This window comes from Streptomyces sp. NPDC051217, from assembly GCF_044455465.1.
Classification (GTDB): Bacteria; Actinomycetota; Actinomycetes; order Streptomycetales; family Streptomycetaceae; genus Streptomyces.
Genome location: NZ_JBITEV010000004.1, coordinates 26,135 through 50,107, shown reverse-complemented (window position 1 = coordinate 50,107; position 23,973 = coordinate 26,135). Strand labels below are relative to the sequence as shown.

Annotated in this window: 19 protein-coding genes; 12 read left to right on the top strand and 7 right to left on the bottom strand. The window is 71.2% G+C overall.

From position 1 onward, the window contains the following. Positions 1-288: 288 nt before the first annotated feature. Positions 289-1,476 carry a quinolinate synthase NadA gene (nadA, locus tag ACIBBB_RS11550; RefSeq protein ID WP_398980831.1) on the top strand — a complete coding sequence of 396 codons (1,188 nt, stop codon included), beginning with the start codon at positions 289-291 and terminating at the stop codon, positions 1,474-1,476. Positions 1,477-1,596: 120 nt separating this feature from the next. Here the strand turns inward: nadA and ACIBBB_RS11545 are convergent, their stop codons facing one another. The 5 genes from ACIBBB_RS11545 to ACIBBB_RS11525 all read right to left on the bottom strand — a co-directional run bounded on the left by ACIBBB_RS11545 (position 1,597) and on the right by ACIBBB_RS11525 (position 8,104). Continuing rightward, complete coding sequence (locus tag ACIBBB_RS11545) at positions 1,597-4,788, bottom strand: efflux RND transporter permease subunit (protein ID WP_398980830.1); 3,192 nt, start codon at positions 4,786-4,788, stop codon at positions 1,597-1,599. 145 nt (positions 4,789-4,933) lie between these two features. Next, on the bottom strand, positions 4,934-5,620 hold the full coding sequence (locus ACIBBB_RS11540) for a response regulator (protein ID WP_398980829.1): 687 nt from the start codon (positions 5,618-5,620) through the stop codon (positions 4,934-4,936). Further along, complete coding sequence (locus ACIBBB_RS11535) at positions 5,617-6,843, bottom strand: sensor histidine kinase (protein WP_398980828.1); 1,227 nt, start codon at positions 6,841-6,843, stop codon at positions 5,617-5,619. Before ACIBBB_RS11535 ends, ACIBBB_RS11540 begins: the two co-directional genes overlap by 4 nt. Before the next feature lie 169 nt (positions 6,844-7,012). Next, positions 7,013-7,294 carry a hypothetical protein gene (locus tag ACIBBB_RS11530; protein ID WP_398980827.1) on the bottom strand — a complete coding sequence of 94 codons (282 nt, stop codon included), beginning with the start codon at positions 7,292-7,294 and terminating at the stop codon, positions 7,013-7,015. A 9-nt stretch (positions 7,295-7,303) separates the two neighbouring features. Then, the gene (locus tag ACIBBB_RS11525) at positions 7,304-8,104 is read right to left on the bottom strand and encodes a PspA/IM30 family protein (protein WP_398980826.1); all 801 of its coding nucleotides are present in this window, start codon (positions 8,102-8,104) and stop codon (positions 7,304-7,306) included. Between the two features lie 272 nt (positions 8,105-8,376). On the opposite strand from ACIBBB_RS11525, the gene ACIBBB_RS11520 reads away from it, so the two are divergent. From ACIBBB_RS11520 to ACIBBB_RS11510, 3 genes are read left to right on the top strand one after another with little or no spacing between them, the layout of a single operon-like run. Further along, positions 8,377-8,973 carry a DUF3043 domain-containing protein gene (locus ACIBBB_RS11520; RefSeq protein WP_398980825.1) on the top strand — a complete coding sequence of 199 codons (597 nt, stop codon included), beginning with the start codon at positions 8,377-8,379 and terminating at the stop codon, positions 8,971-8,973. Positions 8,974-9,014: 41 nt separating this feature from the next. After that, positions 9,015-9,767 (top strand): class I SAM-dependent methyltransferase, encoded by a 753-nt coding sequence (locus ACIBBB_RS11515; protein ID WP_398981295.1) that lies wholly within the window; start codon positions 9,015-9,017, stop codon positions 9,765-9,767. A 19-nt stretch (positions 9,768-9,786) separates the two neighbouring features. Then, on the top strand, positions 9,787-9,939 hold the full coding sequence (locus tag ACIBBB_RS11510) for a hypothetical protein (RefSeq protein WP_398981330.1): 153 nt from the start codon (positions 9,787-9,789) through the stop codon (positions 9,937-9,939). An 88-nt stretch (positions 9,940-10,027) separates the two neighbouring features. Here ACIBBB_RS11510 and ACIBBB_RS11505 read toward each other — a convergent pair whose 3' ends face one another. Beyond that, positions 10,028-10,255: a hypothetical protein gene (locus tag ACIBBB_RS11505; protein ID WP_189107974.1), complete on the bottom strand. Its 228-nt coding sequence runs from the start codon at positions 10,253-10,255 to the stop codon at positions 10,028-10,030. Between the two features lie 93 nt (positions 10,256-10,348). Between ACIBBB_RS11505 and ACIBBB_RS11500 the strand changes: the two genes are divergently transcribed. Both ACIBBB_RS11500 and cobT read left to right on the top strand, forming a co-directional pair. Continuing rightward, complete coding sequence (locus tag ACIBBB_RS11500) at positions 10,349-11,605, top strand: bifunctional adenosylcobinamide kinase/adenosylcobinamide-phosphate guanylyltransferase (RefSeq protein WP_398980824.1); 1,257 nt, start codon at positions 10,349-10,351, stop codon at positions 11,603-11,605. A gap of 58 nt (positions 11,606-11,663) precedes the next feature. Further along, positions 11,664-12,764: a nicotinate-nucleotide--dimethylbenzimidazole phosphoribosyltransferase gene (gene cobT, locus ACIBBB_RS11495; RefSeq protein ID WP_398981293.1), complete on the top strand. Its 1,101-nt coding sequence runs from the start codon at positions 11,664-11,666 to the stop codon at positions 12,762-12,764. 37 nt (positions 12,765-12,801) lie between these two features. Here the strand turns inward: cobT and ACIBBB_RS11490 are convergent, their stop codons facing one another. Further along, on the bottom strand, positions 12,802-13,578 hold the full coding sequence (locus tag ACIBBB_RS11490; protein ID WP_398980823.1) for a hypothetical protein: 777 nt from the start codon (positions 13,576-13,578) through the stop codon (positions 12,802-12,804). A 100-nt stretch (positions 13,579-13,678) separates the two neighbouring features. Here ACIBBB_RS11490 and ACIBBB_RS11485 point away from each other — a divergent pair, with 100 nt between their 5' ends. The 6 genes from ACIBBB_RS11485 (at position 13,679) to aceE (ending at position 23,815) form a co-directional block, all read left to right on the top strand. Beyond that, positions 13,679-14,476, top strand: coding sequence for an adenosylcobinamide-GDP ribazoletransferase (locus tag ACIBBB_RS11485; protein ID WP_398980822.1), 798 nt, complete (start codon positions 13,679-13,681; stop codon positions 14,474-14,476). A gap of 217 nt (positions 14,477-14,693) precedes the next feature. Continuing rightward, positions 14,694-16,238, top strand: coding sequence for a leucyl aminopeptidase (locus tag ACIBBB_RS11480; protein ID WP_398980821.1), 1,545 nt, complete (start codon positions 14,694-14,696; stop codon positions 16,236-16,238). Positions 16,239-16,697: 459 nt separating this feature from the next. Next, complete coding sequence (gene lpdA / locus ACIBBB_RS11475; protein ID WP_398980820.1) at positions 16,698-18,086, top strand: dihydrolipoyl dehydrogenase; 1,389 nt, start codon at positions 16,698-16,700, stop codon at positions 18,084-18,086. Between the two features lie 96 nt (positions 18,087-18,182). Next, positions 18,183-19,967: a 2-oxoglutarate dehydrogenase, E2 component, dihydrolipoamide succinyltransferase gene (gene sucB, locus ACIBBB_RS11470; protein WP_398980819.1), complete on the top strand. Its 1,785-nt coding sequence runs from the start codon at positions 18,183-18,185 to the stop codon at positions 19,965-19,967. A gap of 313 nt (positions 19,968-20,280) precedes the next feature. Continuing rightward, the gene (locus tag ACIBBB_RS11465; protein WP_189107981.1) at positions 20,281-20,904 is read left to right on the top strand and encodes a GntR family transcriptional regulator; all 624 of its coding nucleotides are present in this window, start codon (positions 20,281-20,283) and stop codon (positions 20,902-20,904) included. 229 nt (positions 20,905-21,133) lie between these two features. Then, on the top strand, positions 21,134-23,815 hold the full coding sequence (gene aceE / locus ACIBBB_RS11460; protein ID WP_398980818.1) for a pyruvate dehydrogenase (acetyl-transferring), homodimeric type: 2,682 nt from the start codon (positions 21,134-21,136) through the stop codon (positions 23,813-23,815). Positions 23,816-23,973: the final 158 nt, after the last annotated feature.

Here is a 23,973-nt window from a genome sequence, read left to right as displayed (position 1 = left end):
GGCCTCCCCGCCGAGGCAGGGGAAGTACGGACTCATTGCCGACAGCTACAACCGGTGCGGCCGCGGATTCATTCCGGGCCCCGCCGCTCGCCTCGTCTGCCGTCCTTCTGTCGAGCTTCTGCGTTCTCCTTCATGCTCGCACACCCGGCTCCGCGGCGGCATGTGCCGTGTTCCCGGGAATGCGTCACATCGACGTTATCGACATCGTCAAAGTGACGTGAAGGGGTTATGATAGATAACGTCAATTAGACGAAAAGGCTCCTCCGCAGAGAAGAAAGGGTGCGTGACGTGACCACGGCCCAAGCTCGTCAGGATCTCGATGTCCAGCCGACACCCCTCGCACTGCTCCTGCTCGGCCGCGAGGCCGACACCCGGAGCGAGCGCGGCGTGGAGTGTCCCGGCGACCTGCCGTCGCCGTCCGACCCGGATCTGGTCGAACGCGCCCGCGCGGCGAAGGAGAAGCTCGGCGAGAAGGTCTTCATCCTCGGCCACCACTACCAGCGTGACGAGGTCATCCAGTTCGCCGACGTGACCGGGGACTCGTTCAAGCTGGCCAAGGACGCCGCGGCGCGCCCCGGGGCCGAGTACATCGTCTTCTGCGGCGTCCACTTCATGGCCGAGTCGGCGGACATCCTGACGGCCGACGACCAGAAGGTCGTCCTGCCCGACCTGGCCGCGGGCTGCTCCATGGCGGACATGGCGACGGCCGAACAGGTCGCGGAGTGCTGGGACGTGCTGACCGACGCCGGCATAGCCGAGCGGGTCGTGCCCGTCTCGTACATGAACTCCTCCGCCGACATCAAGTCCTTCACCGGCGAGCACGGCGGCACCATCTGCACCTCGTCCAACGCCGAGCGCGCCCTCAACTGGGCCTTCGAGCAGGGCGAGAAGGTCCTCTTCCTCCCCGACCAGCACCTCGGCCGCAACACCGCCGTACGGGACCTGGGGATGTCGCTGGAGGACTGCGTCCTCTACAACCCGCACAAGCCGGGCGGCGGTCTGACCACCGAGGAGCTGCGGAACGCGAAGATGATCCTGTGGCGCGGCCACTGCTCCGTGCACGGCCGTTTCTCGCTGGACTCGGTGAACGACGTCCGCGAGCGGGTCCCCGGGGTCAACGTGCTGGTGCACCCGGAGTGCAAGCACGAGGTGGTCTCCGCCGCCGACTACGTCGGCTCGACGGAGTACATCATCAAGATGCTTGAGGAGGCGCCGGCCGGTTCGAAGTGGGCGATCGGCACCGAGCTGAATCTGGTGCGGCGGCTGGCGAACCGGTTCGCCGCCGACGACAAGGAGATCGTCTTCCTCGACAAGACGGTGTGCTTCTGCTCGACGATGAACCGCATCGACCTGCCGCATCTGGTGTGGACGCTCGAATCGCTCGCCGAGGGCAAGGAGATCAACCGGATCCAGGTCGACAAGCGGACGGCGGACTTCGCCCAGCTGGCGCTGGAGCGGATGCTGGCACTGCCGTAGCGGTACGGCGCGGTACGCGGCGTATCCCTGTACGGCGCATCCGTACGCGCACCGGGAACAGCGGTAAGGGGCGCCCGCCAATGGCGGGCGCCCCTTACTCAGTTACTGCTCCGGACCCGGTCAGACGTTGACCGGCTGGGCCGGCGGCGCGTCGGAGTGCGGCGGCACGCCGCCTCCGGCGCTCCCGCCACCCTCGGTGTTCCCGTCGTCCGACTTCCGGGCGCGCTTCGCCGCCTTCTTGCCGGCGCGGCGCTCCTTGCGGAGTTCGACCATCGTGTACAGCGTCGGCACCAGCAGCAGCGTCAGCAGCGTCGACGACAGCAGACCGCCGATCACCACCACGGCCAGCGGCTGGCCGATGAAGCCACCCTCGCCGGTGATCCCCATCGCCATCGGAAGCAGCGCGAAGATCGTGGCCAGAGCGGTCATCAGGATGGGCCGCAACCGGTGCCTGCCGCCCTCGACGACGGCCTCGACCACACCGAGCCCCTGCGACCTGTACTGGTTGATCAGGTCGATGAGCACGATCGCGTTGGTCACCACGATGCCGATCAGCATCAGCATGCCGATCATCGCCGGCACCCCCAGCGGCGTACCGGTGAGGAGCAGCAGACCGATCGCGCCGGTCGCCGCGAACGGGATGGAGACCAGCAGGATCATCGGCTGGATCAGCGACTTGAACGTGCCGACCAGCAGCATGAACACGATCGCGACGGCCGCCAGCATGGCGAGCCCCAGCTGGAGGAACGCCTCGTCCTGGTCCTCGGACACACCGCCGATGGAGGCGGTCGCCCCCTCCGGCAGGTCGAGCGCGTCGATCTTCGACTGGAGCGTGGTGCCGATCGCGCCGGTGTTGTCACCCTCGGGCTTGGCGGTGATCGTCGCGGCGGTGGCGCCGTCGATCCGGGTCTTCGACAGCGGGCCCGGCGCCAGCTTGACGTCGGCGATCTGACCGAGCTTCACACCGCCGAGCGGCAGCGCCTTCAGTTCGGCGAGCGTCTTGGCCGGCTCGGCGGACGTGACGTACACGTCGCGCTCGGTGTCACCGAGGATCGCCTTGCCGGACGGTGTACCGCGCACGGCCTGGCCGACGGCCATGCCGAGCGAGGCGTCGGTGAACCCGGCCTCGGCGGCCTCGGGCTTGGCCGTGACCGAGATACGCGGGATGCTCTGCGCCAGGTCGCTCTGGACGTCGGTGACGTCGTCGATGCCGGCGACCTCCTCGCGTACCCGCTCGGCGGCCGTCGCCAGGGTCTTCGCGTCGGACGCCTTGACGACGACGCTCAGGTCCTGGGCGCCGAAGCCGTCGCCGGCCGTGATGTTCGTGTCACCGATGCCGTCGAGCTTGCCGAGGGCATCGTCGATGGCGTCGCTGGTCTCCTCGTACGTCCCCGAGTCCTTCAGGGTGATCTGGTACGAAGCCTGGTTGGCACCCGTACCGCCGCCGAACGCCGCCATGAAGCCGGAGGAGCCGACGGTGACCTGGTACTCCTTGATCTCGTCGATGCCGTCGAGGGTCTTCTCGACCTTCTTCGCCGCCGCGTCGGCCGCCTCCAGGCTGGTGCCCGGAGCCAACTCCTGCTTGACGGTGAGCACTTCCTGCTCGCCCTGGTCGAAGAAGTTGGTCTTGAGCAGCGGTGCCATGCCCAGGGTGACGAGCAGGACGACGAACGCCAGGACGACGCTCGTGATCCGGCGCCGGGTCGCGAAGCCCAGCACCTTGACGTACACCCGCTGCATGCGGTTGTTGGACTCCTTCTCCTCCGCGATCCGGCGGGCCTCGGCGGGGTCCATCCCGCGTACGGCCTTCGGGGCGCGCAGGAACCAGTACGAGAGCACCGGCACGACGGTGAGCGAGACGAGCAGCGACGCCAGCAGGGCCGCCGTGATGGTCAGCGAGAACGAGCCGAACAGCTCGCCCACCATGCCGCCCACGAGGCCGATCGGCAGGAACACCGCGACCGTGGTGAGCGTCGACGCGGTGACCGCGCCCGCGACCTCCTTGACCGCCGAGGTGATCGCGAACTCGCGCTCCTCGCCGTAGCCCAGGTGCCGCTTGATGTTCTCCAGCACCACGATCGAGTCGTCGACGACGCGTCCGATCGCGATGGTGAGCGCGCCGAGGGTGAGCATGTTGAGCGACAGGTCGCGGGTCCACAGCACGATCAGCGCGAGGACGACCGAGAGCGGGATGGAGACCGCCGTGACCAGGGTCGAGCGGATCGAGGCCAGGAAGACCAGGATCACGAGAATGGCGAAGACCAGACCGAGCGCACCCTCGGTCGTCAGGCCGGAGATCGACTTGGAGACGGCCGGGCCCTGGTCGCTGACCACGGTCAGGTCGGCGCCGGCGCCGAGGTCCTTGCGCAGGTCCGGCAGCTTGTCCTTGACGGCGTCCGAGATGGTCACGGCGCTGCCGTCGTTGTCCATGGTGGCCATCACGGCGAGGCTGGGCTCACCGTTCGTACGGGTCAGGGACGTCGCCTCGGACGGCTCCTGCTCGACGGTGGCGATGTCACCCAGGCGTACCGGCTCACCGGCCTGCCCGCCCTCGGGAGCGCCGGGACCCGGGCCGCCGACCCGCAGGTCCTCGATCTGCTTCAGGGAGGTGAATCCGGCGCCGACCTGGACGGTGCGGCTCTTGCCGTCCTCGGAGAACGATCCGGCCGGGACGGTCGCGCCGCCCGCCTTCAACGCCTCCGAGAGGGCCATGGTGTTGAGGCCCGCGGCGGCCAGCTTCTTCTCGTCGGGGGTGACGGAGACCTGGAGGTCCCTGACACCGTCGATGGAGACCTGGCCGACGCCGTCGATGTCTTCGAGCGCCGGAACGACCGTGCGCTCAAGCCGGTCGGCGAGCGCCTGCTGGTCCTCGTCCGAGGTGGCGGCGAGGACGACGGTGGGGATGTCGTCCGTCGAGCCGGCGATGACCTGCGGTTCGACGTCCTCGGGAAGCTGGGGCCCCGCGCGGTTCACGGCCTGCTGGATGTCGGCGACCAACTGCTGCGAACCGTCACCGCCGAAGTCGAAGCTGGCCATGATCACGGCGCTGCCCTCGCTCGCCGTGGAGGTGACGCCGGTGATGCCGTCGACGGATTCGAGTGAGGCCTCGATCGGCTCGACGACCTGCTTCTCGACCACGTCGGGCGAAGCGCCCTGGTAGGGGGCGAGAATCGAGACCATCGGAAGCTCGATGGAGGGCAGCAACTGCTGCTTGAGCTGGGGGATCGCGATCGCCCCGAAGACGAGCGCGATGATCGATATCAGCCCTATGAGGGCCCGTTGCGCGAGGCTGAATCTCGACAGCCAGGACATGGGGTCTCTCTTCTGTGGTGTACGCGTGCAGAAGGGCGCAGGGGCCCGTCTATACGATCTGTCATCCGGCAGGGCCGTTCCGTCGAACCCCAGGTCCATTTCCTTACGCGTGGCATACCGCGCCTGGAGTACTGACCCCCGGGACCTACTCCACCCTTGGACGTACCAGGCCCGATTCGTAGGCGATTACCACCAATTGAGCACGATCACGTGCCCCCAATTTCGCCATGGCCCTGTTGACGTGGGTCTTGACGGTGAGCGGGCTGACGACCAGCCGCTCCGCGATCTCGTCGTTCGAGTGCCCGCCGGCGACGAGGACGAGGACTTCGCGCTCGCGCACCGTCAGGGCGGCCAGCCGCTTGGAGTACGCCGCCGCGTCGGGTCCCTCGCCCGCGCTGCCGCCCTGGGCCAGGAAGGTGGCGATGAGCCCCTTCGTCGCGACGGGCGACAGCAGCGCCTCACCGGCCGCGGCGATACGGATGGCGTTGAGGAGTTCCTCCGGCTCGGCCCCCTTGCCGAGGAAGCCGGCGGCACCGGCCCGCAGCGACTGCACCACGTACTCGTCCACCTCGAAGGTCGTCAGCATGACCACCCTGACCCCGTCCAGCTCCGGATCGGCGCTGATCATGCGGGTGGCCGCGAGACCGTCCGTACCGGGCATCCGGATGTCCATCAGGACGACGTCGGCCTTCTCGGAACGGGCCAGCGCCACGGCCTCGGCCCCGTCGGCGGCCTCCCCCACGACCTGCATGTCCGGCTCCGAGTCCACCAGCACCCGGAACGCGCTGCGCAGCAGTGTCTGGTCGTCGGCGAGCAGCACCCTGATCGTCATGTGTCCTCCCCCGTGCGGGCTTTGACCGGCAGTATCGCCTGCGTACGGAAGCCGCCGCCGTGGCGGGGGGCCGCGGTGAGGGTGCCGCCCAGCGCGGTGACGCGTTCGCGCATCCCCAGGAGGCCGTGGCCGCTGCCGTCGGCGGGCTCGCCGGTCCCTGTGCCGTCGTCGAGAACGGTGACCTCGACGGTCGGGCCGACCCGTACGACACTCACCTCGGCCTTCGCGCCGGGGCCCGCGTGCTTGCGGACATTGGTCAGCGCCTCCTGGATGATGCGGTACGCCGCGAGGTCGACGGCGGCGGGCAGGCGCGCGTCCGCGTCACCGCGGGCCACTTGGACGGGCAGGCCCGCGTGGCGGAAGGTGCCGACGAGTTCGTCGAGAAGCGCGAGGCCGGGGGCGGGTTCGGTGGGGGCGGCGGGGTCGCCGGACTGGCGGAGCAGGCCGACCGTGGCGCGCAGTTCGTTGAGCGCGGAGCGGCTGGCCTCACGGACGTGCGCGAGCGCCTCCTTGGCCTGGTCGGGGCGTCTGTCCATGACGTGCGACGCGACGCCCGCCTGGACGTTGACCAGCGCGATGTGGTGGGCGACGACGTCGTGCAGATCGCGGGCGATCCGCAGCCGCTCCTCGGCGACCCGGCGGCGCGCCTCCTCCTCACGGGTGCGTTCCGCCCGCTCCGCGCGCTCCCGTATCGCGTCGACGAAGGCACGGCGGCTGCGTACGGCATCACCAGCCGCGCCGGCCATCCCGGTCCAGGCGAAGATGCCGAGGTTCTCCTGCGTGTACCAGGGGGTGGGTCCGGAGATCATCGCGGCGACCGTCAACGTGGCCATGGTGGCGAGGCCGACGCGCCAGGTGGTGTGGCGGTCGGTGCGCGAGGCGACGGTGTAGAGGGCGACGACGGCGCTCATCGCGGCCGGCGAGACCGCGTCGTTGGCCAGCAGCTCGGCGACGCTCACCGCCCCGGTGAAGACGAGCACGGGCAGGGGGTTGCGACGCCGGAAGACAAGCGCGCCCGCCCCGAGGGTCATCAGGACCACACTTCGCAGCCCGGGGGCCTCCTGGCCGAACGCGGGAAGCGCGTCGTGCCGGGAGCGCGGGTCGGCGAACGCGCCCACGATCATGCACAACAGCACGGCCGCGGCCAGCCCGGCGTCGAACGCGAGGGGGTGGGCCCGCAGCCAGCTCCTTATGCGGTCGAAGCCGGTTCCGAGTGAGGTCACAACCGGAACGGTACGACGTGTGGGGCCGAACAGGTGATATCCGTTCACCGGCAGTCTTCCCCGGCGCCCGTTCTCGTGGCGCACGGCCCGGTCGCAGCACGATGCCCCGTGCGGTCGGGCACGGGGCATCGGGAGTGCTGGAGCGTGGTGTGCCGGACGGCGTCAAGGGTCAGGGAGAAGGGATCAGACCGTCGTCGCTGAGCAGTGCGCGTACTTCGTCGATCGTGGCGCCCGGGGCGGGCAGAATCAGCCCGGACGGCTCCAGGGAGTCGTCGGGCACCGGCTCGCCCAGCTCGCGCACCTTGTCGAGAAGCGCGTGGAAGGTCCGGCGGAAGCCGTCACCGTCGTCCGCGTTGATCTCAGCGAGAAGATCGTCGTCGAGCTTGTCCAGTTCGGCCAGGTGGCTGTCCGCGAGCTCCACCTGGCCCTCCCCCATGATCCGTACGATCATGACGCGCCCTTAGCTCTTGTCGAATTTGTTCGGACTCTGCGAGGGCTGGGCGCCGTCCTGCTGCTCACCCTTGCCGCCCTCGATGGCCTCTTGCTGCGCCGACGGACCGCCCGCCAGCTCGGCCTTCATCCGCTGGAGCTCCAGCTCTACATCCGTACCACCGGAGATCCGGTCCAGCTCGGCGGCGATGTCGTCCTTCGCCAGCCCCGAGTGGTCGTCCAGGGCGCCCGAGGCCAGCAGCTCGTCGATCGCGCCGGCGCGCGCCTGGAGCTGCGCGGTCTTGTCCTCGGCACGCTGGATGGCCATGCCGACGTCGCCCATCTCCTCGGAGATGCCCGAGAAGGCCTCCCCGATCCGGGTCTGCGCCTGCGCGGCCGTGTAGGTGGCCTTGATGGTCTCCTTCTTCGTACGGAAGGCGTCGACCTTGGCCTGAAGACGCTGGGCCGCGAGAGTGAGCTTCTCCTCCTCGCCCTGCAGCGTGGTGTGCTGCGTCTCCAGATCGCTGACCTGCTGCTGGAGGGCGGCACGACGGGACAGCGCCTCACGCGCCAGGTCCTCACGGCCGAGCGCCAGCGCCTTGCGGCCCTGGTCCTCCAGCTTGGTGGACTGGCCCTGGAGCTGGTTCAGCTGCAGTTCCAGCCGCTTGCGCGACGTGGCCACATCGGCGACACCGCGCCGTACCTTCTGAAGCAGCTCAAGCTGCTTCTGGTACGAGTAGTCAAGGGTCTCGCGCGGATCCTCAGCCCTGTCCAGGGCCTTGTTGGCCTTCGCGCGGAAGAGCATCCCCATACGTTTCATCACACCGCTCATGGGCTTCGCGCGCCCCCTTCTGACGGACTCCGGATCCAGCACTCCAACAGAACCCACAGTACGGGCCCTGCCTCTATTACCGCACTGTTCGGGCACGGATGGGCTCATCCCCAAGGACGACTGGCCCCCATATCGCTCCGGCGCAGGGAGTAGGTGACCTTCGGGGGCAGTGGGCGCTTAGTCCCCTCTGCACCAGTACAGACGTCCGCCGTTGCCGGATCGTTCCCCTCGGGGGTGGGTCGCCCGCGCATCACCCCGTACCCTTGGGCTTTGTGTTCCGTAGCCGCTCCAAGGACGAGAAGGCGCCCACCGGCAAGGTGACGGCGGACCTCTCCACGCAGACCAGAGACCCGCAGGCCCCGAAGGGCCGCCCGACACCGAAGCGCAGTGAGGCCCAGACGCAGCGTCGTCGCGCCTCGACGACGCCGACCGACCGCAAGTCGGCGATGAAGAAGCAGCGTGAGGCGCGCCGTATCGATCTGGCGAAGCAGCGCGAGGCGCTGGCCAGCGGTGACGAGCGCTTCCTGCCGGCCCGCGACAAGGGCCCGGTGCGCCGCTTCGTCCGCGACTACGTGGACGCGCGCTTCTGCATGGCCGAGTTCTTCCTGCCCCTCGCGGTGATCATCCTCGTACTGAGCATGGTCCGCGTCGGTCAGCTGCAGAACATCGCGCTGCTGCTCTGGCTGGGCATCATCGTGCTGATCATCGTCGACTCCGTCGGCATCTGGATCCGGCTGAAGAAGCAGCTCGCGGAGCGGTTCCCGGACGAGTCCAAGCGCGGCGCCATCGCCTACGCCCTGATGCGTACGCTCCAGATGCGCCGGCTGCGCCTGCCCAAGCCGCAGGTCAAGCGCGGAGACAGGCCCTGAGCACTGGGGCATCCGGCTTCACGGGGGGCTCGGCGGGCTGGCTGGCCGGACTCGGCGGGCTGCGGAACATCGTCCGCCAGGAGCTCGTCTCACGTCAGCTCGACGAACAGCTGACCTCCCGCTACCCGGTCGGGCAGCGGCTGCGGGTCCTGGACGTCGGCATGGGTCAGGGCACCCAGGCGCTCCGGCTGGCGCGCGCCGGGCACACCGTGACCGGGCTGGAGTCCGATCCCGAGATGATGGCCTCGGCGCGTGAGTCGCTCGAAGCCGAACCCGCGGGGATCCGTGAGCGGGTCAGACTCGTCGAGGGCGACGGGCTCCAGACCGGGGTGCACTTCCTGCCGGGCAGTTTCGACGTGGTGCTCTGTCACGGCGTGCTGATGTACGTCGAGGAACCGGACGCCATGCTCGCGGGGCTGGCCAGGATGCTGGCACCCGGCGGGCTGCTCTCGCTCCTCGTACGGAACGCGGACGCGCTCGCCCTGCGGCCGGGGATCGCCGGGGACTGGGCGGGGGCGCTGGACGCCTTCGACTCCCCCACGTATACGAACAGGCTGGGCCTGCGGGTCCGCGCGGACCGGCTCTCGGCGCTGACGGCGACGCTCGCGGGAATCGCGGCGCCGCTGCACACCTGGTACGGGGTGCGCGTCTTCTCCGACAACATATCCAACGACGGGGACCTCCCTCCGGCGGCCGAACTGGAGCTGCTGCTGGCCGCCGAGGACCGGGCGGGACGTACGGAGCCGTACCGGAGGGTCGCCGCGCTGCTGCATCTGTGCGGCGTACGCGGGTGACTGACCGCGGCACCGCGCGGTGCCGGGACGGAGTCCGGTCACGCCGGCGGACCGGATCGTGGTGATGGAGGCGGGGAAGGTGCGGGCGGCGGGCACGCACGAGGAGCTGGTCCGGGAGGATCCTCTGTACGGAGAGCCGGCGGCGACGCAGTTCCCGGCGTCGGCCCGCTGAACCCGAAGCCTCCTCAAGGAGGCGGCGGGAGAGCGGTACGTCCCCGAGCGCCGGGCGGGTGGCCGGGCGCGCGAGGACGTACCCGCTGTCAGGTCTCGTCGGGCGCGCTCTCGGGATCGGCCTGAAGGCTCATCGGCCCGTAGATCTTGCTGCCGTCGTCGAACAGCGTCACCTGGTCGGCGCCGCCCTCCAGCAGCTCCTTCCAGGCCTCACCGATCCAGGACTCGGCGTCGCCCTGCGTGGTGAACTCCTCCGGTTCCACGGCCGGCTGGACCTCCGTCCCGTCGGCCTTCTCGAACCGCCACGTCCACGCCATGTCCGCCTCCAGGGGCCCGCCAAAATGATCTGTTTGCTGCCCGCAGCGTAGCCGGGCGCGCACCCAGCGCGGTGACACGGGAGGATCATCCGCGTGGAACTGACTCTGCTCGGTACCGGAGCTCCCGACGGACTGCCCCGTGCCCACTGCCCCTGCGCGTCCTGCGCGACCGCCCGCGGCCCCCTCGCGCGTGCGGCGACCGCGCTGCTCGTGGACGGGGCGGTGCTGCTCGACCTCACCCCGGGTGCGGCGCTCGCCGCCGCGCGGGCCGGGCACTCGCTGGCCGGTGTACGGCAGGTGCTGCTCACGCACCCGCACGAGGGGCCGGCCGTCGAACTGCCCGCCGGACTGCCGACGGCCGGACGGGTCGCCGACGGACGGGTGTTGACGCTGATCAGCGGGCACCGGGTGCGGGCGGTGCCGATGGACTCACCCGGTACGGGGTACGAGGTGACGGCCCCCGACGGCGAGCGGCTGCTGTATCTGCCGCCGGGTGGCGCACCGGCGGGGCTCCCGGCCGGCAACGGCGACGGGGAGGGGAATGGCCGCGGCGGGGGTCGCCCCGCGCGGGACGCCGGGCCCGCCCCGTACGACATGCTCCTCGCCGATGTGACCGGCCGCCCCGACGCCCTGGCCCGGCTGCGCGCCGCCGGATCGGTGGGGCCGGGCACCGACGTCATCGCCGTCCATATCGGCCACGACGTGCCGCCCGGCGCCGAGTTGGACCGCAGGCTGGCGGCGGTGGGCGCGCGGGCGGTGCCGGACGGGACGACGCTGACGGTCGGCGAGTACCACGACGGACCCGACCTGCCGCGCCGCACCCTGGTCACGGGCGGCGCGCGCTCCGGCAAGTCCGTGGAGGCCGAGCGGCGGCTGGCCGCCTTCCCCGGCGTGCTGTACGTCGCGACGGGCGGGGCCCGTGAGGGCGACCCGGAGTGGCGGGCCAGGGTCGCGGCGCACCGCGACCGCCGGCCGGGCTCCTGGCGGACCGCCGAGACCTGCGACCTCCTGCCACTGCTCACCGACGAGGGCCCGCCGCTGCTGATCGACTGCCTGTCGCTGTGGCTGACGGACGCGATGGACCGGGTGGGCGCCTGGGACGACGCGGCGTGGGCGGAGGGCGGCGAACAGGCGCTGCGCGGGCGGACGGACGAGCTGGTGGGCGCGGTGCGCGCGACGCGGCGCACAGTCGTGCTGGTGACGAACGAGGTCGGCTCCGGAGTCGTACCGGCGACGGCGTCGGGCAGGCGCTTCCGGGACGAGCTGGGCAGGCTGAACGCGGCGGTGGCGGCCGAGTGCGAACACGTCCTGCTGGTCGTGGCGGGCCAGGCCCTGAGCCTCCGCGACTGACAGCGGGCGGGCCGGTGTGAGCGGGCGGCCTGCCGGTACTGTTCGGCGAATGAGCTCGCTGAATCTCGACGACTTCTCCGATCTGATCGAGCGCCCCGACGGCGGTCTGCGGCGTGACGCCGAGGAACGCCGCGAGCGGCTGACCGTCCCGCCCGGTGCGCTGGGCCGGCTCGACGAGCTGGCCGAGTGGCTGTCGGCCGCCCAGGCCGCCGTGCCCGTCACCGCCATCGAGCGGCCGCGCGTGGTGCTCTTCGCTGGTGACCACGGTGTCGCCGCGCTCAATGTCTCGGCGCGACCCGCGGGCAGCGCGCATCTGTTGGTCCGCGCGGTGCTGGAGGGCGAGAGCCCCGTCGCCGTGCTGGCGCGCCGCACGGGGGTGCCGGTACGGATCGTGGACGCCGGTCTCGACTGCGATCCGGAGCTGCTTCCCACGGAGGTCGTACGCCACCGCGTACGGCGCGGCAGTGGGCGTATCGACGTCGAGGACGCGCTGACGATCGAGGAGGCCGAGCAGGCCGTGCGGCTCGGCATGGCGATCGCCGACGAGGAGGCCGACTCCGGCACGGACCTGGTCGTCCTCGGCGATCTGAGCGTCGGCGGTACGACTCCTGCCGCCGCCCTGATCGCGGCGCTGTGCGGCACGGACGCGTCCGTGGTCACGGGGCGCGGCGGTGCGGGGATCGACGACCTGGCGTGGATGCGCAAGTGCGCGGCGATCAGGGATTCCCTGCGCAGGGCGCGGCCGGTGCTCGGGGACCAGTTGGAGCTGCTGGCGACGGTGGGCGGTGCGGATCTGGCGGCGACGACCGGGTTCCTGCTGCAGAGCGCGGTGCGGCGGATGCCGGTGATTCTCGACGGCGTCGTCTCGGCGGCGTGCGCGCTGGTCGGCCAGCGGGCGGCGTTCCGGGCGCCGGACTGGTGGCTCGCGGGCCAGGTGAGCGGGGAGCCGGCGCAGGCGAAGGCGCTGGACCGGATGGCGATCAGTCCGCTGCTCGACCACGGGGTGGTCGTGGGCGAGGGGACGGGCGCGCTGCTGGCGCTGCCGATGGTGCAGGCCGCGGCGGCGCTCGCGGCGGAACTGCCCGAGCGGCCGGAGCCCGAGGCGGCGGCCAAGGCAGAGGCAGCGGCCGAGAGCGCGGGCATCGAGGACGTGACGTAGCGGGGCCGTTTCATGAGCGCCGCGCGCCGCGAGTGGCTCAGCGCGGCGGGTCGGGCGCGGCGGCCCGCTGCTCCAGTTCGTCGTCGGGGGCGCCGCCGATCCAGTTCTGGACGCGGCGGCGCGGCGCCGACCAGCGGCGGACGCGGCGGTACTCGCGCAGCGTCATCCGGGCGCGCGCCCGGTGGCGGCGCCGGTAGAAGCGGCGGGCCCAGACCGAGCACGGCCGGGCCAGTCTCAGCGCGCCGACGATCGCCACCGGGGGCACCAGCGTGCCCACGAGGGCCATCCACAGCTTCCCCTTGGACAGCGTGATCAGTACGAAGACGAAGCTGGAGCTGAGAGTCAGCAGCAGCGACGTCCGGTCCTGGCGTTCCTCCTCCGACAGCGAGTCGACGCCGAGGGGCGAGAAGCCGCTCAGGACGAGAAGGGCCAGCGCGGCGGCGAGGACGACGACCTCCACGCTCTGCCGGCCCTGCTCACTCCAGTACACGTCGTCCAGATGCAGGATCAGCGCGAACTCGTCGAGGACCAGACCGGCGCCGATACCGAAGATCACGGCGCACACGGCCGCCCCGACTCCGGACCTGGCGCTGCCGACCGCGCCGAAGCCGCCGACCACCATGAGCACCACTCCGGGCACCACGTGGTGAATGTGCGTCCCGCCGGACCCGATGTTCCCGAACGGCCCCTTCCCCGCCCGGATCAGCCGGGTGATCATCCGCGTGATCACGAAGGTCAGCACGAAGGAGGCCAGCACGAGCAGCATGGGGATCTTGCCCGGCTCGACGAAGTTCTGGTGGAACCAGGAACCCATGCCACCTGCCTCCGCTTTGACCTTTTTTGTACGCCTATGGGCAACTTACCGTCTGAACGCCCGCCGGACTCCCCACCCCGTCCCCGCTACCCTTCGCGCGATGAGCGCCCCACGTTCGACGCACGCGCCGGCCGACGGCATACGGTTCGCCTTCGGCACGCTCACCGCGCTCCCGGTCCGGGTCACCCGCTGGGACCGCGACGCCGCCCGTGCCGGGATGCTGGCGGCGCCGCTGGCCGGTCTCGTCGTCGGCCTCTGCGCCGCCGCCGCGGGCGGCGGACTGCTCCTGGCGGGCTCCGGGCCGCTGCTCGCCGCCGTGGCCACCACCGCCGTCCCCGCCGCGCTCACCCGGGGCCTGCATCTCGACGGTCTCGCCGACACCGCCGACGGGCTCGGCAGCGCGAAACCGGCCGAGGACGCGCTGCGGATCATGAAGCAGTCGGACATCGGGCCGTTCGGCGTGATCACCCTGCTGTTCGTCCTGCTGGCGCAGGTGGCCGCGCTGACCGAGCTGTACGACGAGGGCTGGGCGTACGGCGCCGCCGCCGCCGTCCTCGCGGGCGTCACCGCGCGGCTCGCCCTCACGCTGGCCGCGCGTACGGGCGTACCGCCCGCGCGGCCCGACGGGCTGGGCGCCGCCGTGGCGGGTTCCGTGCCCGCGCGGGCAGCCGTGCCGGCGTCGCTGCTCGTGGCGGCGGTCGCCGCGGCGGCGTGCGGCGGCCTGTTCGGCGCCTACGGCGCCCTGCACCACACGCTGGCCCTCGCGGCCGGTCTCGGCGCCGCCCAGTTGCTGCTCGCTCACTGCGTGCGCCGCTTCGGCGGCGTCACGGGCGACGTCTTCGGCGGCCTCGCCGAGACGGCGGCGACCGCGACTTTGATCGTCCTGACCCTGGGGTGACGGCCCTTCGACCGGCGCCCGCCACAAGGCTCCTGACGGTGTGTCAGCTCCGGCTTCGCCGGTCGGGGCCGACCGGCGCCGCGACTGATGGTGAACACCGCGCGTAGGCTCGTTCCCGGTGCTCCGCGGGCCGAATTACGATGCGGTGGGCACGGCCGGCCCTGCGAACGACCGGCTTCCGCCGAATGAACTTCTATGGAAGCGAGATTTCACCACCGTGACTGCTCTCACTCTCAGCACAGCCGGCGCGGCGACATTGCGCGCCGACGCGATCGTCGTCGGCGTCGCCAAGGGAGCCAAGGGACCGGCCGTCGCGCCGGGCGCCGAGGCCGTGGACAAGGCGTACGACGGCAAGCTCGCCTCCGTCCTGGAGTCCCTCGGCGCCACGGGTGCCGAGGGCGAGGCGACCAAGCTCCCGGCGCCGTCCGGCCTCAAGGTCCCGATCGTCATCGCGGTCGGCCTCGGCGCCGCCCCGGAGAAGGACGAGGCGTACGGCGCCGAGACCCTCCGCCGGGCCGCCGGTGTCGCCGCCCGTACCCTCTCCGGTGCCAAGAAGGCCGCGTTCGCGCTGCCCGTGGAGGCAGCCGAGGACCTCGCGGCCGTCGCGGAGGGCGCGCTGCTCGGCGCGTACGCCTTCACCGCGTACCGCGGCACCGAGAAGACCGCCAAGTCCGCCGGCGGCAAGGGCGACAGCGGTGTGAAGCAGCCGCTCGGCGAGGTCACGCTGCTCGGCGGCAAGCCCCGCGACAAGGCGCACAAGGCGGCCGTCGAGCGCGCGATCTCCCTGACCGAGGAGATCAACCGCGCCCGCGACCTCATCAACACCCCGCCGAACGACCTGTATCCGGAGACCTTCGCCGCGATCGCCACCGCGGCCGGCAAGGAGCACGGCGTCAAGGTCCAGGTCACCGACGAGAAGGCGCTCGTCAAGGGCGGCTACGGCGGCCTCCTCGGCGTCGGCCAGGGCTCGGAGCACGGCCCGCGCCTCGTACGCCTGGAGTACACGCACGCCAAGGCGAAGAAGACGATCGCCCTGGTCGGCAAGGGCATCACCTACGACTCGGGCGGCATCTCGCTCAAGCCGCCGGGCCACAACGAGACGATGAAGTGCGACATGAGCGGCGCCGCGGCGGTCTTCGCCGCCGTCGTGTCGGCCGCCCGCCTCGGCCTCCAGGTCAACGTGACCGGCTGGCTCGCGCTGGCCGAGAACATGCCGTCGGGCACCGCGACGCGCCCCGGCGACGTCCTGCGCATGTACAGCGGCAAGACCGTCGAGGTCCTGAACACCGACGCCGAGGGGCGGCTCGTCCTCGCGGACGCGATCACCCGCGCCTCGGAGGAGAAGCCCGACGCGATCATCGACGTGGCCACGCTGACCGGGGCCATGGTCGTGGCGCTGGGCAGCCGGACCTTCGGCATCATGTCGAACGACGAGGCCTTCCGTACCTCCGTGCACGAGATCGCCGAGGAGGTCGGCGAGGCGTCCTGGCCGATGCCGCTGCCGACCGAGCTGCGCAAGGGCATGGACTCCCCCACCGCCGACATCGCGAACATGGGTGAGCGCATGGGCGGCGGCCTGGTCGCGGGGCTGTTCCTCAAGGAGTTCGTGGGCGAGGGCATCACCTGGGCGCACCTCGACATCGCCGGCCCGGCCTTCCACGAAGGCGCCCCGTACGGCTACACGCCGAAGGGCGGCACGGGCTCGTCGATCCGCACGCTCGTCAAGCTCGCCGAGCGCACCGCCGCGGGCGACCTGGGCTGATCACGGAGCGCCGCTGACCCGCGGCCGGCCCCGGCCGCCCAAGGGGAATGCGTGACCCGCCGCGCTGGTTCCGGTCGAGTGCTGGGGCAGCGGGGCGGGCCGTTCCGCCCCCGGCGAGAAGCGCCGTCACGCCGGCCGTCCGCACGAGCCTCCTGAGGGGGGCCGTCCCCCGGTTGAGTGCGCGGCCGCATCCGTACGGAGAGCGCGTCGCGCGTGTACGACATGCGTACGGTGTGTGTACGGGCATCCGCACGAGCACCCGTACGAGTCAGTAACCCCTGATGACGGTCGGCCGGCCGTCTCAGACCCCGGCCCCGCGTCCCGTCGCCCTCCGACAAGTGCGAGGATGGGTTCTCGGCAGGACAGGGCCCCCACCACAGGGCCGACGAAACAGCGGCCGAACACCAGCCGCCGCCCGGTCATCGACCGCGCCCGGCGCACATGCATGGAGGACGTGACGTGGCGAACGACGCCAGCACCGTTTTCGACCTAGTGATCCTCGGCGGCGGTAGCGGCGGTTACGCCGCGGCGCTGCGCGGAGCGCAGCTGGGCCTGGACGTCGCCCTGATCGAGAAGAACAAGCTCGGCGGCACCTGCCTGCACAACGGCTGCATCCCCACGAAGGCCCTGCTGCACGCCGGCGAGATCGCCGACCAGGCGCGCGAGGCCGACCAGTTCGGTGTCAAGGCCACCTTCGAGGGCATCGACATCGCGGGGGTCCACAAGTACAAGGACGAGGTCGTCTCCGGCCTCTACAAGGGCCTCCAGGGCCTGATCGCCTCCCGCAAGGTGACCTACATCGAGGGCGAGGGCCGGCTCTCGTCGCCGACCTCCGTCGACGTCGACGGACGCCGCGTCCAGGGCCGTCATGTCCTGCTCGCCACCGGCTCCGTACCGAGGTCGCTGCCCGGCCTGGAGATCGACGGCCGGCGGATCATCTCCTCGGACCACGCGCTGAAGCTGGACCGCGTCCCGCAGTCGGCGATCGTCCTCGGCGGCGGCGTCATCGGCGTGGAGTTCGCCTCGGCGTGGAAGTCCTTCGGCACGGACGTCACCGTCATCGAGGGCCTCAAGCACCTCGTACCGGTCGAGGACGAGAACAGCTCCAAGCTCCTGGAGCGCGCGTTCCGCAAGCGCGGCATCAAGTTCAACCTCGGCACCTTCTTCGACAAGGCCGAGTACACGCAGGACGGTGTGCGCGTCACGCTGGCCGACGGCAAGACCTTCGAGGCGGAGGTGCTGCTGGTCGCGATCGGCCGCGGCCCGGTCTCGGAGGGCCTCGGCTACGAGGAGCAGGGCGTCGCGATGGACCGCGGCTTCGTGCTCGTGGACGAGTACATGCGGACGAACGTGGAGACGATCTCGGCCGTCGGTGACCTCGTCCCGACGCTCCAGCTCGCGCACGTCGGCTTCGCCGAGGGCATCCTCGTCGCGGAGCGGCTGGCGGGCCTGCAGACCGTCCCCGTCGACTACGACGGCGTGCCCCGGGTGACGTACTGCCACCCCGAGGTCGCCTCCGTCGGTATCACCGAGGCCAAGGCCAAGGAGATCTACGGTGCGGACAAGGTCGTCGCTCTGAAGTACAACCTGGCGGGCAACGGCAGGAGCAGGATCCTGAAGACCGCGGGCGAGATCAAGCTCGTCCAGGTCAAGGACGGTGCTGTGGTCGGCGTCCACATGGTCGGTGACCGTATGGGCGAGCAGGTCGGCGAAGCACAGCTGATCTACAACTGGGAGGCTCTGCCGGCCGAGGTCGCGCAGCTCATCCACGCGCACCCGACGCAGAACGAAGCCCTCGGTGAGGCCCATCTGGCCCTGGCCGGCAAGCCGCTCCACTCCCACGACTGATGCGTCAGTCCGGGCGCGACGACCTTTACCTCACTTCCCCTCGCCCGGCGCTCCGCGCCGGCTGGGGAGATCCCACCGTTAGGAGCAACTGAGACCATGGCGGTTTCCGTAACCCTGCCGGCGCTCGGCGAGAGCGTCACCGAGGGCACTGTCACCCGCTGGCTGAAGGCCGAGGGCGAGCGCGTGGAGGCCGACGAGCCGTTGCTCGAGGTCTCCACGGACAAGGTCGACACCGAGATCCCGGCGCCCGCCGCCGGGGTCCTGGCGTCGATCAAGGTCGCCGAGGACGAGACGGTCGAGGTCGGCGCCGAGCTGGCCGTGATCGACGACGGCTCCGGTGGCGAGGCGGCCCCCGCGGCGCCGCAGCAGGCCGCGGCTCCGGCCGAGCCCGCGCCGGCCCCCGTCCAGGAGGCCCCGGCGGCCCCCGCGCCCGAGGCTCCGGCACCCGCGCCGGCTTCCGAGGCTCCGGCCGGCGGCTCCGCCGCGGGCACGGACGTCACCCTCCCGGCGCTCGGCGAGAGCGTCACCGAGGGCACCGTCACCCGCTGGCTCAAGGAGGTCGGCGAGGCGGTCGAGGCCGACGAGCCGCTGCTTGAGGTCTCGACGGACAAGGTCGACACCGAGATTCCCGCCCCGGTCTCCGGTGTGCTTCTGGAGATCGTGGTCGGCGAGGACGAGACCGCCGAGGTCGGCGCGAAGCTGGCCGTGATCGGCGCCGAGGGTGCCGCTCCCGCCGCCGCCCCCGCACCGGCTCCGGCGGCGCCCGCCGCCGCTCCGGCGCCTGCCCCCGCACCGGCGCCGGCGCCTGCTCCTGCTCCCGCGCCTGCTCCCGCGCCCGCACCGAAGCAGGAGGCCCCGGCGCCCGCGCCGGCCCCCGCTCCCGCCCCGTCGCCGCCCGCCGCCACGGCCGCTCCTTCCGCCCCAGCCGCCGCTCCCGGCGACGACGGCGCGTATGTGACGCCGCTCGTGCGCAAGCTCGCCGCCGAGAACGGGGTCGACCTGGCCTCGGTCAAGGGCACCGGCGTCGGTGGCCGTATCCGTAAGCAGGACGTCGTCGCCGCCGCGGAGGCCGCCAAGGCCGCCGCCCAGGCGGCTCCGGCACCCACGGCCGCCCCTGCCCCCGCCGCGTCGAAGGCCCCCAAGCTGGAGGTCTCCCCGCTGCGTGGCCAGACGGTCAAGATGCCGCGCATGCGCAAGGTCATCGGCGAGAACATGATGAAGGCGCTGCACGGCCAGGCTCAGCTGACGTCGGTCGTCGAGGTCGACATCACGAAGCTGATGAGGCTGCGCGCGCAGGCCAAGGAGTCCTTCGCCGCCCGTGAGGGCGTGAAGCTCTCCCCGATGCCGTTCTTCGTCAAGGCCGCGGCCCAGGCGCTGAAGGCGTACCCGGTCGTCAACGCCCGTATCAACGAGGACGAAGGCACCATCACGTACTTCGACTCGGAGAACATCGGCATCGCCGTGGACTCCGAGAAGGGGCTGATGACGCCGGTCATCAAGGGCGCGGGCGACCTGAACCTCGCCGGCATCGCGAAGAAGACCGCCGAGCTGGCGGGCAAGGTCCGCGGCAGCAAGATCACGCCGGACGAGCTGTCCGGGGCGACCTTCACCATCAGCAACACCGGTTCGCGCGGCGCCCTGTTCGACACGATCATCGTGCCCCCGAACCAGGTCGCCATCCTGGGCATCGGCGCGACGGTCCGCCGTCCGGTGGTCATCAACCACCCGGACCTCGGCGAGACCATCGCGGTGCGCGACATGGTCCACGTCGTGCTCTCCTACGACCACCGCCTGGTGGACGGCGCGGACGCCGCCCGTTACCTGGTCGCGGTCAAGGCGATCCTGGAGGCGGGCGAGTTCGAGGTCGAGCTCGGCCTCTAGTTCGCACCCGGCACATGTCACGACGGCGCCCCCGCCCGGAGAGATCCGGTCGGGGGCGCCGTCGCGTGCGCGAACAGCCGAGTCCTCGTCGTGTACGGGAACGTACCGCCCCATCTCCCCCGCGTGGATGCGGTGTTGCCCCCGAGTGAGGGACCGCACGCGAAGCGCGTAACAGCGGGCGCGCGCCCCTGAGCACAGTCCCGCAAGCCGTCCTGGCGAGCAGCCCGCCGCCTACGGCCACCCCCGAGCCATGACCGATCAGCGCGCCCCAAGAGGGGTAACCTCGGCCTCGGTCACCCGAAGGAGCACCGACATGATCCCGCCCGTCGTCCAGTCACTGCGCGAGCAGATCCGCGAGCACATCGTGGAAGGCATCGTCAGTGGACGCTGGAAGCCGGGTGAGCGGATCGTCGAGCGGCGGATCGCGACCGAGCTGGCCGTCAGCCAGACGCCCGTGCGCGAGGCGCTGCGCGAGCTGGAGTCGTTGCGGCTGATCGAGTCCGCGCCGAACAAGGGCGTGCGGGTACGGAATCTGACCGCCGCGGACCTTGAGGAGAGCTACCCGGTACGGGCCGGTCTGGAGCAGATCGCGGCCGAGCTGGCCGCCGAGCGGCTGGCGGAGGACACCACCGCCCTGGAGCCGCACGTGACGGCGCTGTACGAGGCCGACCGGCGGGCCGACGGGACGGCGCAGGTGCGCCACACCGTCGACTTCCACCGCGAGCTGGTGCGCGCCGCGGGGAACAGCGTGCTGCTGCACACCTGGGAGGGGCTCGGCATCGAGGTCTTCACCGCGCTGTCGATCCGGTGGCTCGGCACTGTCCAGCAGTCGTACGCCGAGGAGCACCAGGAGCTGGTCGAGGCCTTCCACCGGCGCGATCCCCTCATCGGCGCACTGGTGAAGGACCACGTGCTCGGATGCGCGCCGCGCGCCTGAACCGGTGCCCGGTTCATGCCGCTTTACGGCGTCACCGCGTGCCCCACCTTGGGGCACTGAATGCCATTTTCTTCAGATCGTGAAATTTCCCTGTCAAATCTTTGATCGATCATCGATCAGCGATTTACAGTCGACATTGGGCTGCACCCAGCCCATCGCCCTGTCCTGCCAGACAAGGCTCCTCCGCAACTCTTCACCACCTCCTCCAGTTGGCCGGAAGGCGGCGACCATGCCCAACCCCGTAGGCAAGCTTCCGAGCGAGCTGGACCAGCTCCCGGACCGCGACGCCGAGGAAACCGCCGAATGGGCGGCCTCTCTCGACGCCGTCACCGAGCATGCGGGCCCGCACCGTGCGGCGTACCTGATGCGGCGCACGCTCCAGCACGCCGAGAGCGCCGGGGTCCCGGTGCCCGCTCTGCTGGAGACGGACTATCTCAACACCATCCCGACCGCCGCCGAGCCCGCCTTCGACGGCGACGAGGCGATGGAGTCCCGGATCGCCGGCTGGAACCGCTGGAACGCCGCGGCGATGGTCACCCGTGGCGCGCGCTTCGGTGTCGGCGGCCACATAGCCACATTCGCCTCCGCCGCCTGGCTCTACGAGACGGGCTTCAACCACTTCTTCCGCGGCAAGGAGGGGGAAGGCTCCGGCGACCAGCTCTACATCCAGGGCCATGCCTCCCCCGGCATCTACGCCCGCGCGTTCCTCGACGGCCGCCTCACCGAGGAGCACCTCGACAACTTCCGCCAAGAGGCGGGCGGCAAGGGCCTCCCCTCCTACCCGCATCCCCGGCGGCTGCCCTGGCTGTGGGAGTTCCCCACGGTCTCCATGGGCCTCGGCCCCCTCTCCGCGATCTACCAGGCGCGCTTCAACCGCTACCTGACGAACCGCGGGATCAAGGACACGTCCTCCTCCCACGTATGGGCGTTCCTCGGCGACGGCGAGATGGACGAGCCCGAGTCGACGGCGGCACTCGCCCTGGCGGCCCGCGAAGGGCTCGACAACCTCACCTTCGTCATCAACTGCAACCTCCAGCGCCTCGACGGTCCCGTCCGCGCGAACTTCAAGATCGTGCAGGAGCTGGAGTCCCAGTTCCGCGGCGCGGGCTGGAACGTCATCAAGTCGCTGTGGGGCTCCGCCTGGGACGAGCTGTTCGCGCTCGACACCACGGGCGCCCTCGTACGGAGGCTGCGCGCCGTACCGGACGCGCAGTTCCAGACGTACGCGACCCGCGACGTGGCGTACATCCGTGAGCACTTCTTCGGCGCCGAGCCCGCGCTCGTCGAGATGGCGAAGCTGCTCACGGACGCGAAGATCGACGAGTGCTTCCACTCCTCGCGCGGGGGACACGAGGCCCGCAAGGTGTACGCGGCCTACCGCGCGGCGCTCGCCCACAAGGGCGCGCCGACCGTGGTCCTCGCGCAGACGGTGAAGGGCTACACGCTCGGCACCGGCTTCGAGTCGCGCAACGCCAACCACCAGATGAAGAAGCTCTCCGGCGAGCAGTTCCGCACCATGCGGGACCTGCTGGAACTTCCCATCCCGGACGCGAAGCTGAACGAAGAGCTGGTGCCGTACTGGCACCCCGGCGCCGACTCCCCCGAGGTCCGCTATCTGCAGGAGCGGCGTGCCGAGCTCGGCGGGCCCGCCCCGGCCCGCCGAGTGCATGCCGTCGCCCTGCCCGAACCGTCCGAGAAGGCGTTCCAGAGCGTCTACAAGGGCTCCGGCAAGCAGTCGGTCGCCACGACCATGGCGTTCGTCCGGCTGGTGAAGGACCTGATGCGGGACAAGGAGACCGGCAGGCGCTGGGTCCCGATCGTCCCGGACGAGGCGCGTACGTTCGGTATGGAGGCGCTGTTCCCGTCGGCGGGCATCTACTCGCCGCTGGGTCAGACGTACGACCCGGTCGACCGTGACCAGATCATGTACTACAAGGAGGCCAAGGACGGCCAGATCCTCAACGAGGGGATCACCGAGGCCGGTTCGATGGCCGACTTCATCGCCGCCGCCACGTCGTACGCGACGCACGGCGAGACGATGATCCCGTTCTACATCTTCTACTCGATGTTCGGCTGGCAGCGCACGGGCGACCAGATGTGGCAGCTCGCCGACCAGCTCGGCAAGGGTTTCATCGTCGGCGCGACGGCCGGCCGTACGACCCTGACGGGCGAGGGCCTCCAGCACGCGGACGGCCACTCGCACCTGCTCGCGGCGACGAACCCGGCCTCGCTCAACTACGACCCGGCGTTCGCGTACGAGATCGCGGTCATCGTCAAGGACGGTCTGCGGCGGATGTACGGCCCGGCGCGCCCTGGCGAGGACTCGAACGTCTTCTACTACCTGACCGTCTACAACGAGCCCATGCCGCAGCCCGCCATGCCCGAGGGCGTGGAGGAGGGCATCGTCAAGGGGCTGTACCGCTTCAAGGAGGGCGTGCCCGCCAGGGCGGACTCGCCGCGGCTCCAGCTCCTCGCCTCCGGCACGGCCATCCACTGGGCTCTTGAGGCCCAGCGGATGCTCGCCGACGAGTGGGGTGTCACGGCGGACGTCTGGTCGGCGACGTCCTGGGGCGAGCTGCGCAGGGACGCGCTGGAGTGCGACGAGGCGCTGCTGCGCGGCGAGCAGCGCACGCCGTACGTGACGCGCGCCCTGGACGGGGCGCCGGGACCGGTGCTGGCCGTCAGCGACTGGATGCGCCAGGTGCCGGACCAGATCAGCCAGTGGGTCGAGCAGGACTACTCCTCCCTCGGTACGGACGGCTTCGGCCTGTCCGACACCCGTGAGGCGGCCCGAAGGCACTTCGGCGTCGACGCCGGGTCGGTCACGGTCGCGGCGCTGGCGCAGCTCGCGCGGCGCGGCGAGGTGCCCGCGTCGGCGGTCAAGGAAGCGCGGGAGCACTACGGCCTCTGAGCCGAGCGAGGCGACACGTCCTCTGCGAGGAAGCTGAGGAAGCGGGGTGGGGGGGGCCCCCCCCCCCCCCCCCCCCCCCCCCCCCCACCGCCCCCCCCCCCCCCCCCCCCCCCCCCCCCCCCCCCCCCCCCCCCCCCCCCCCCCCCCCCCCCCCCTAC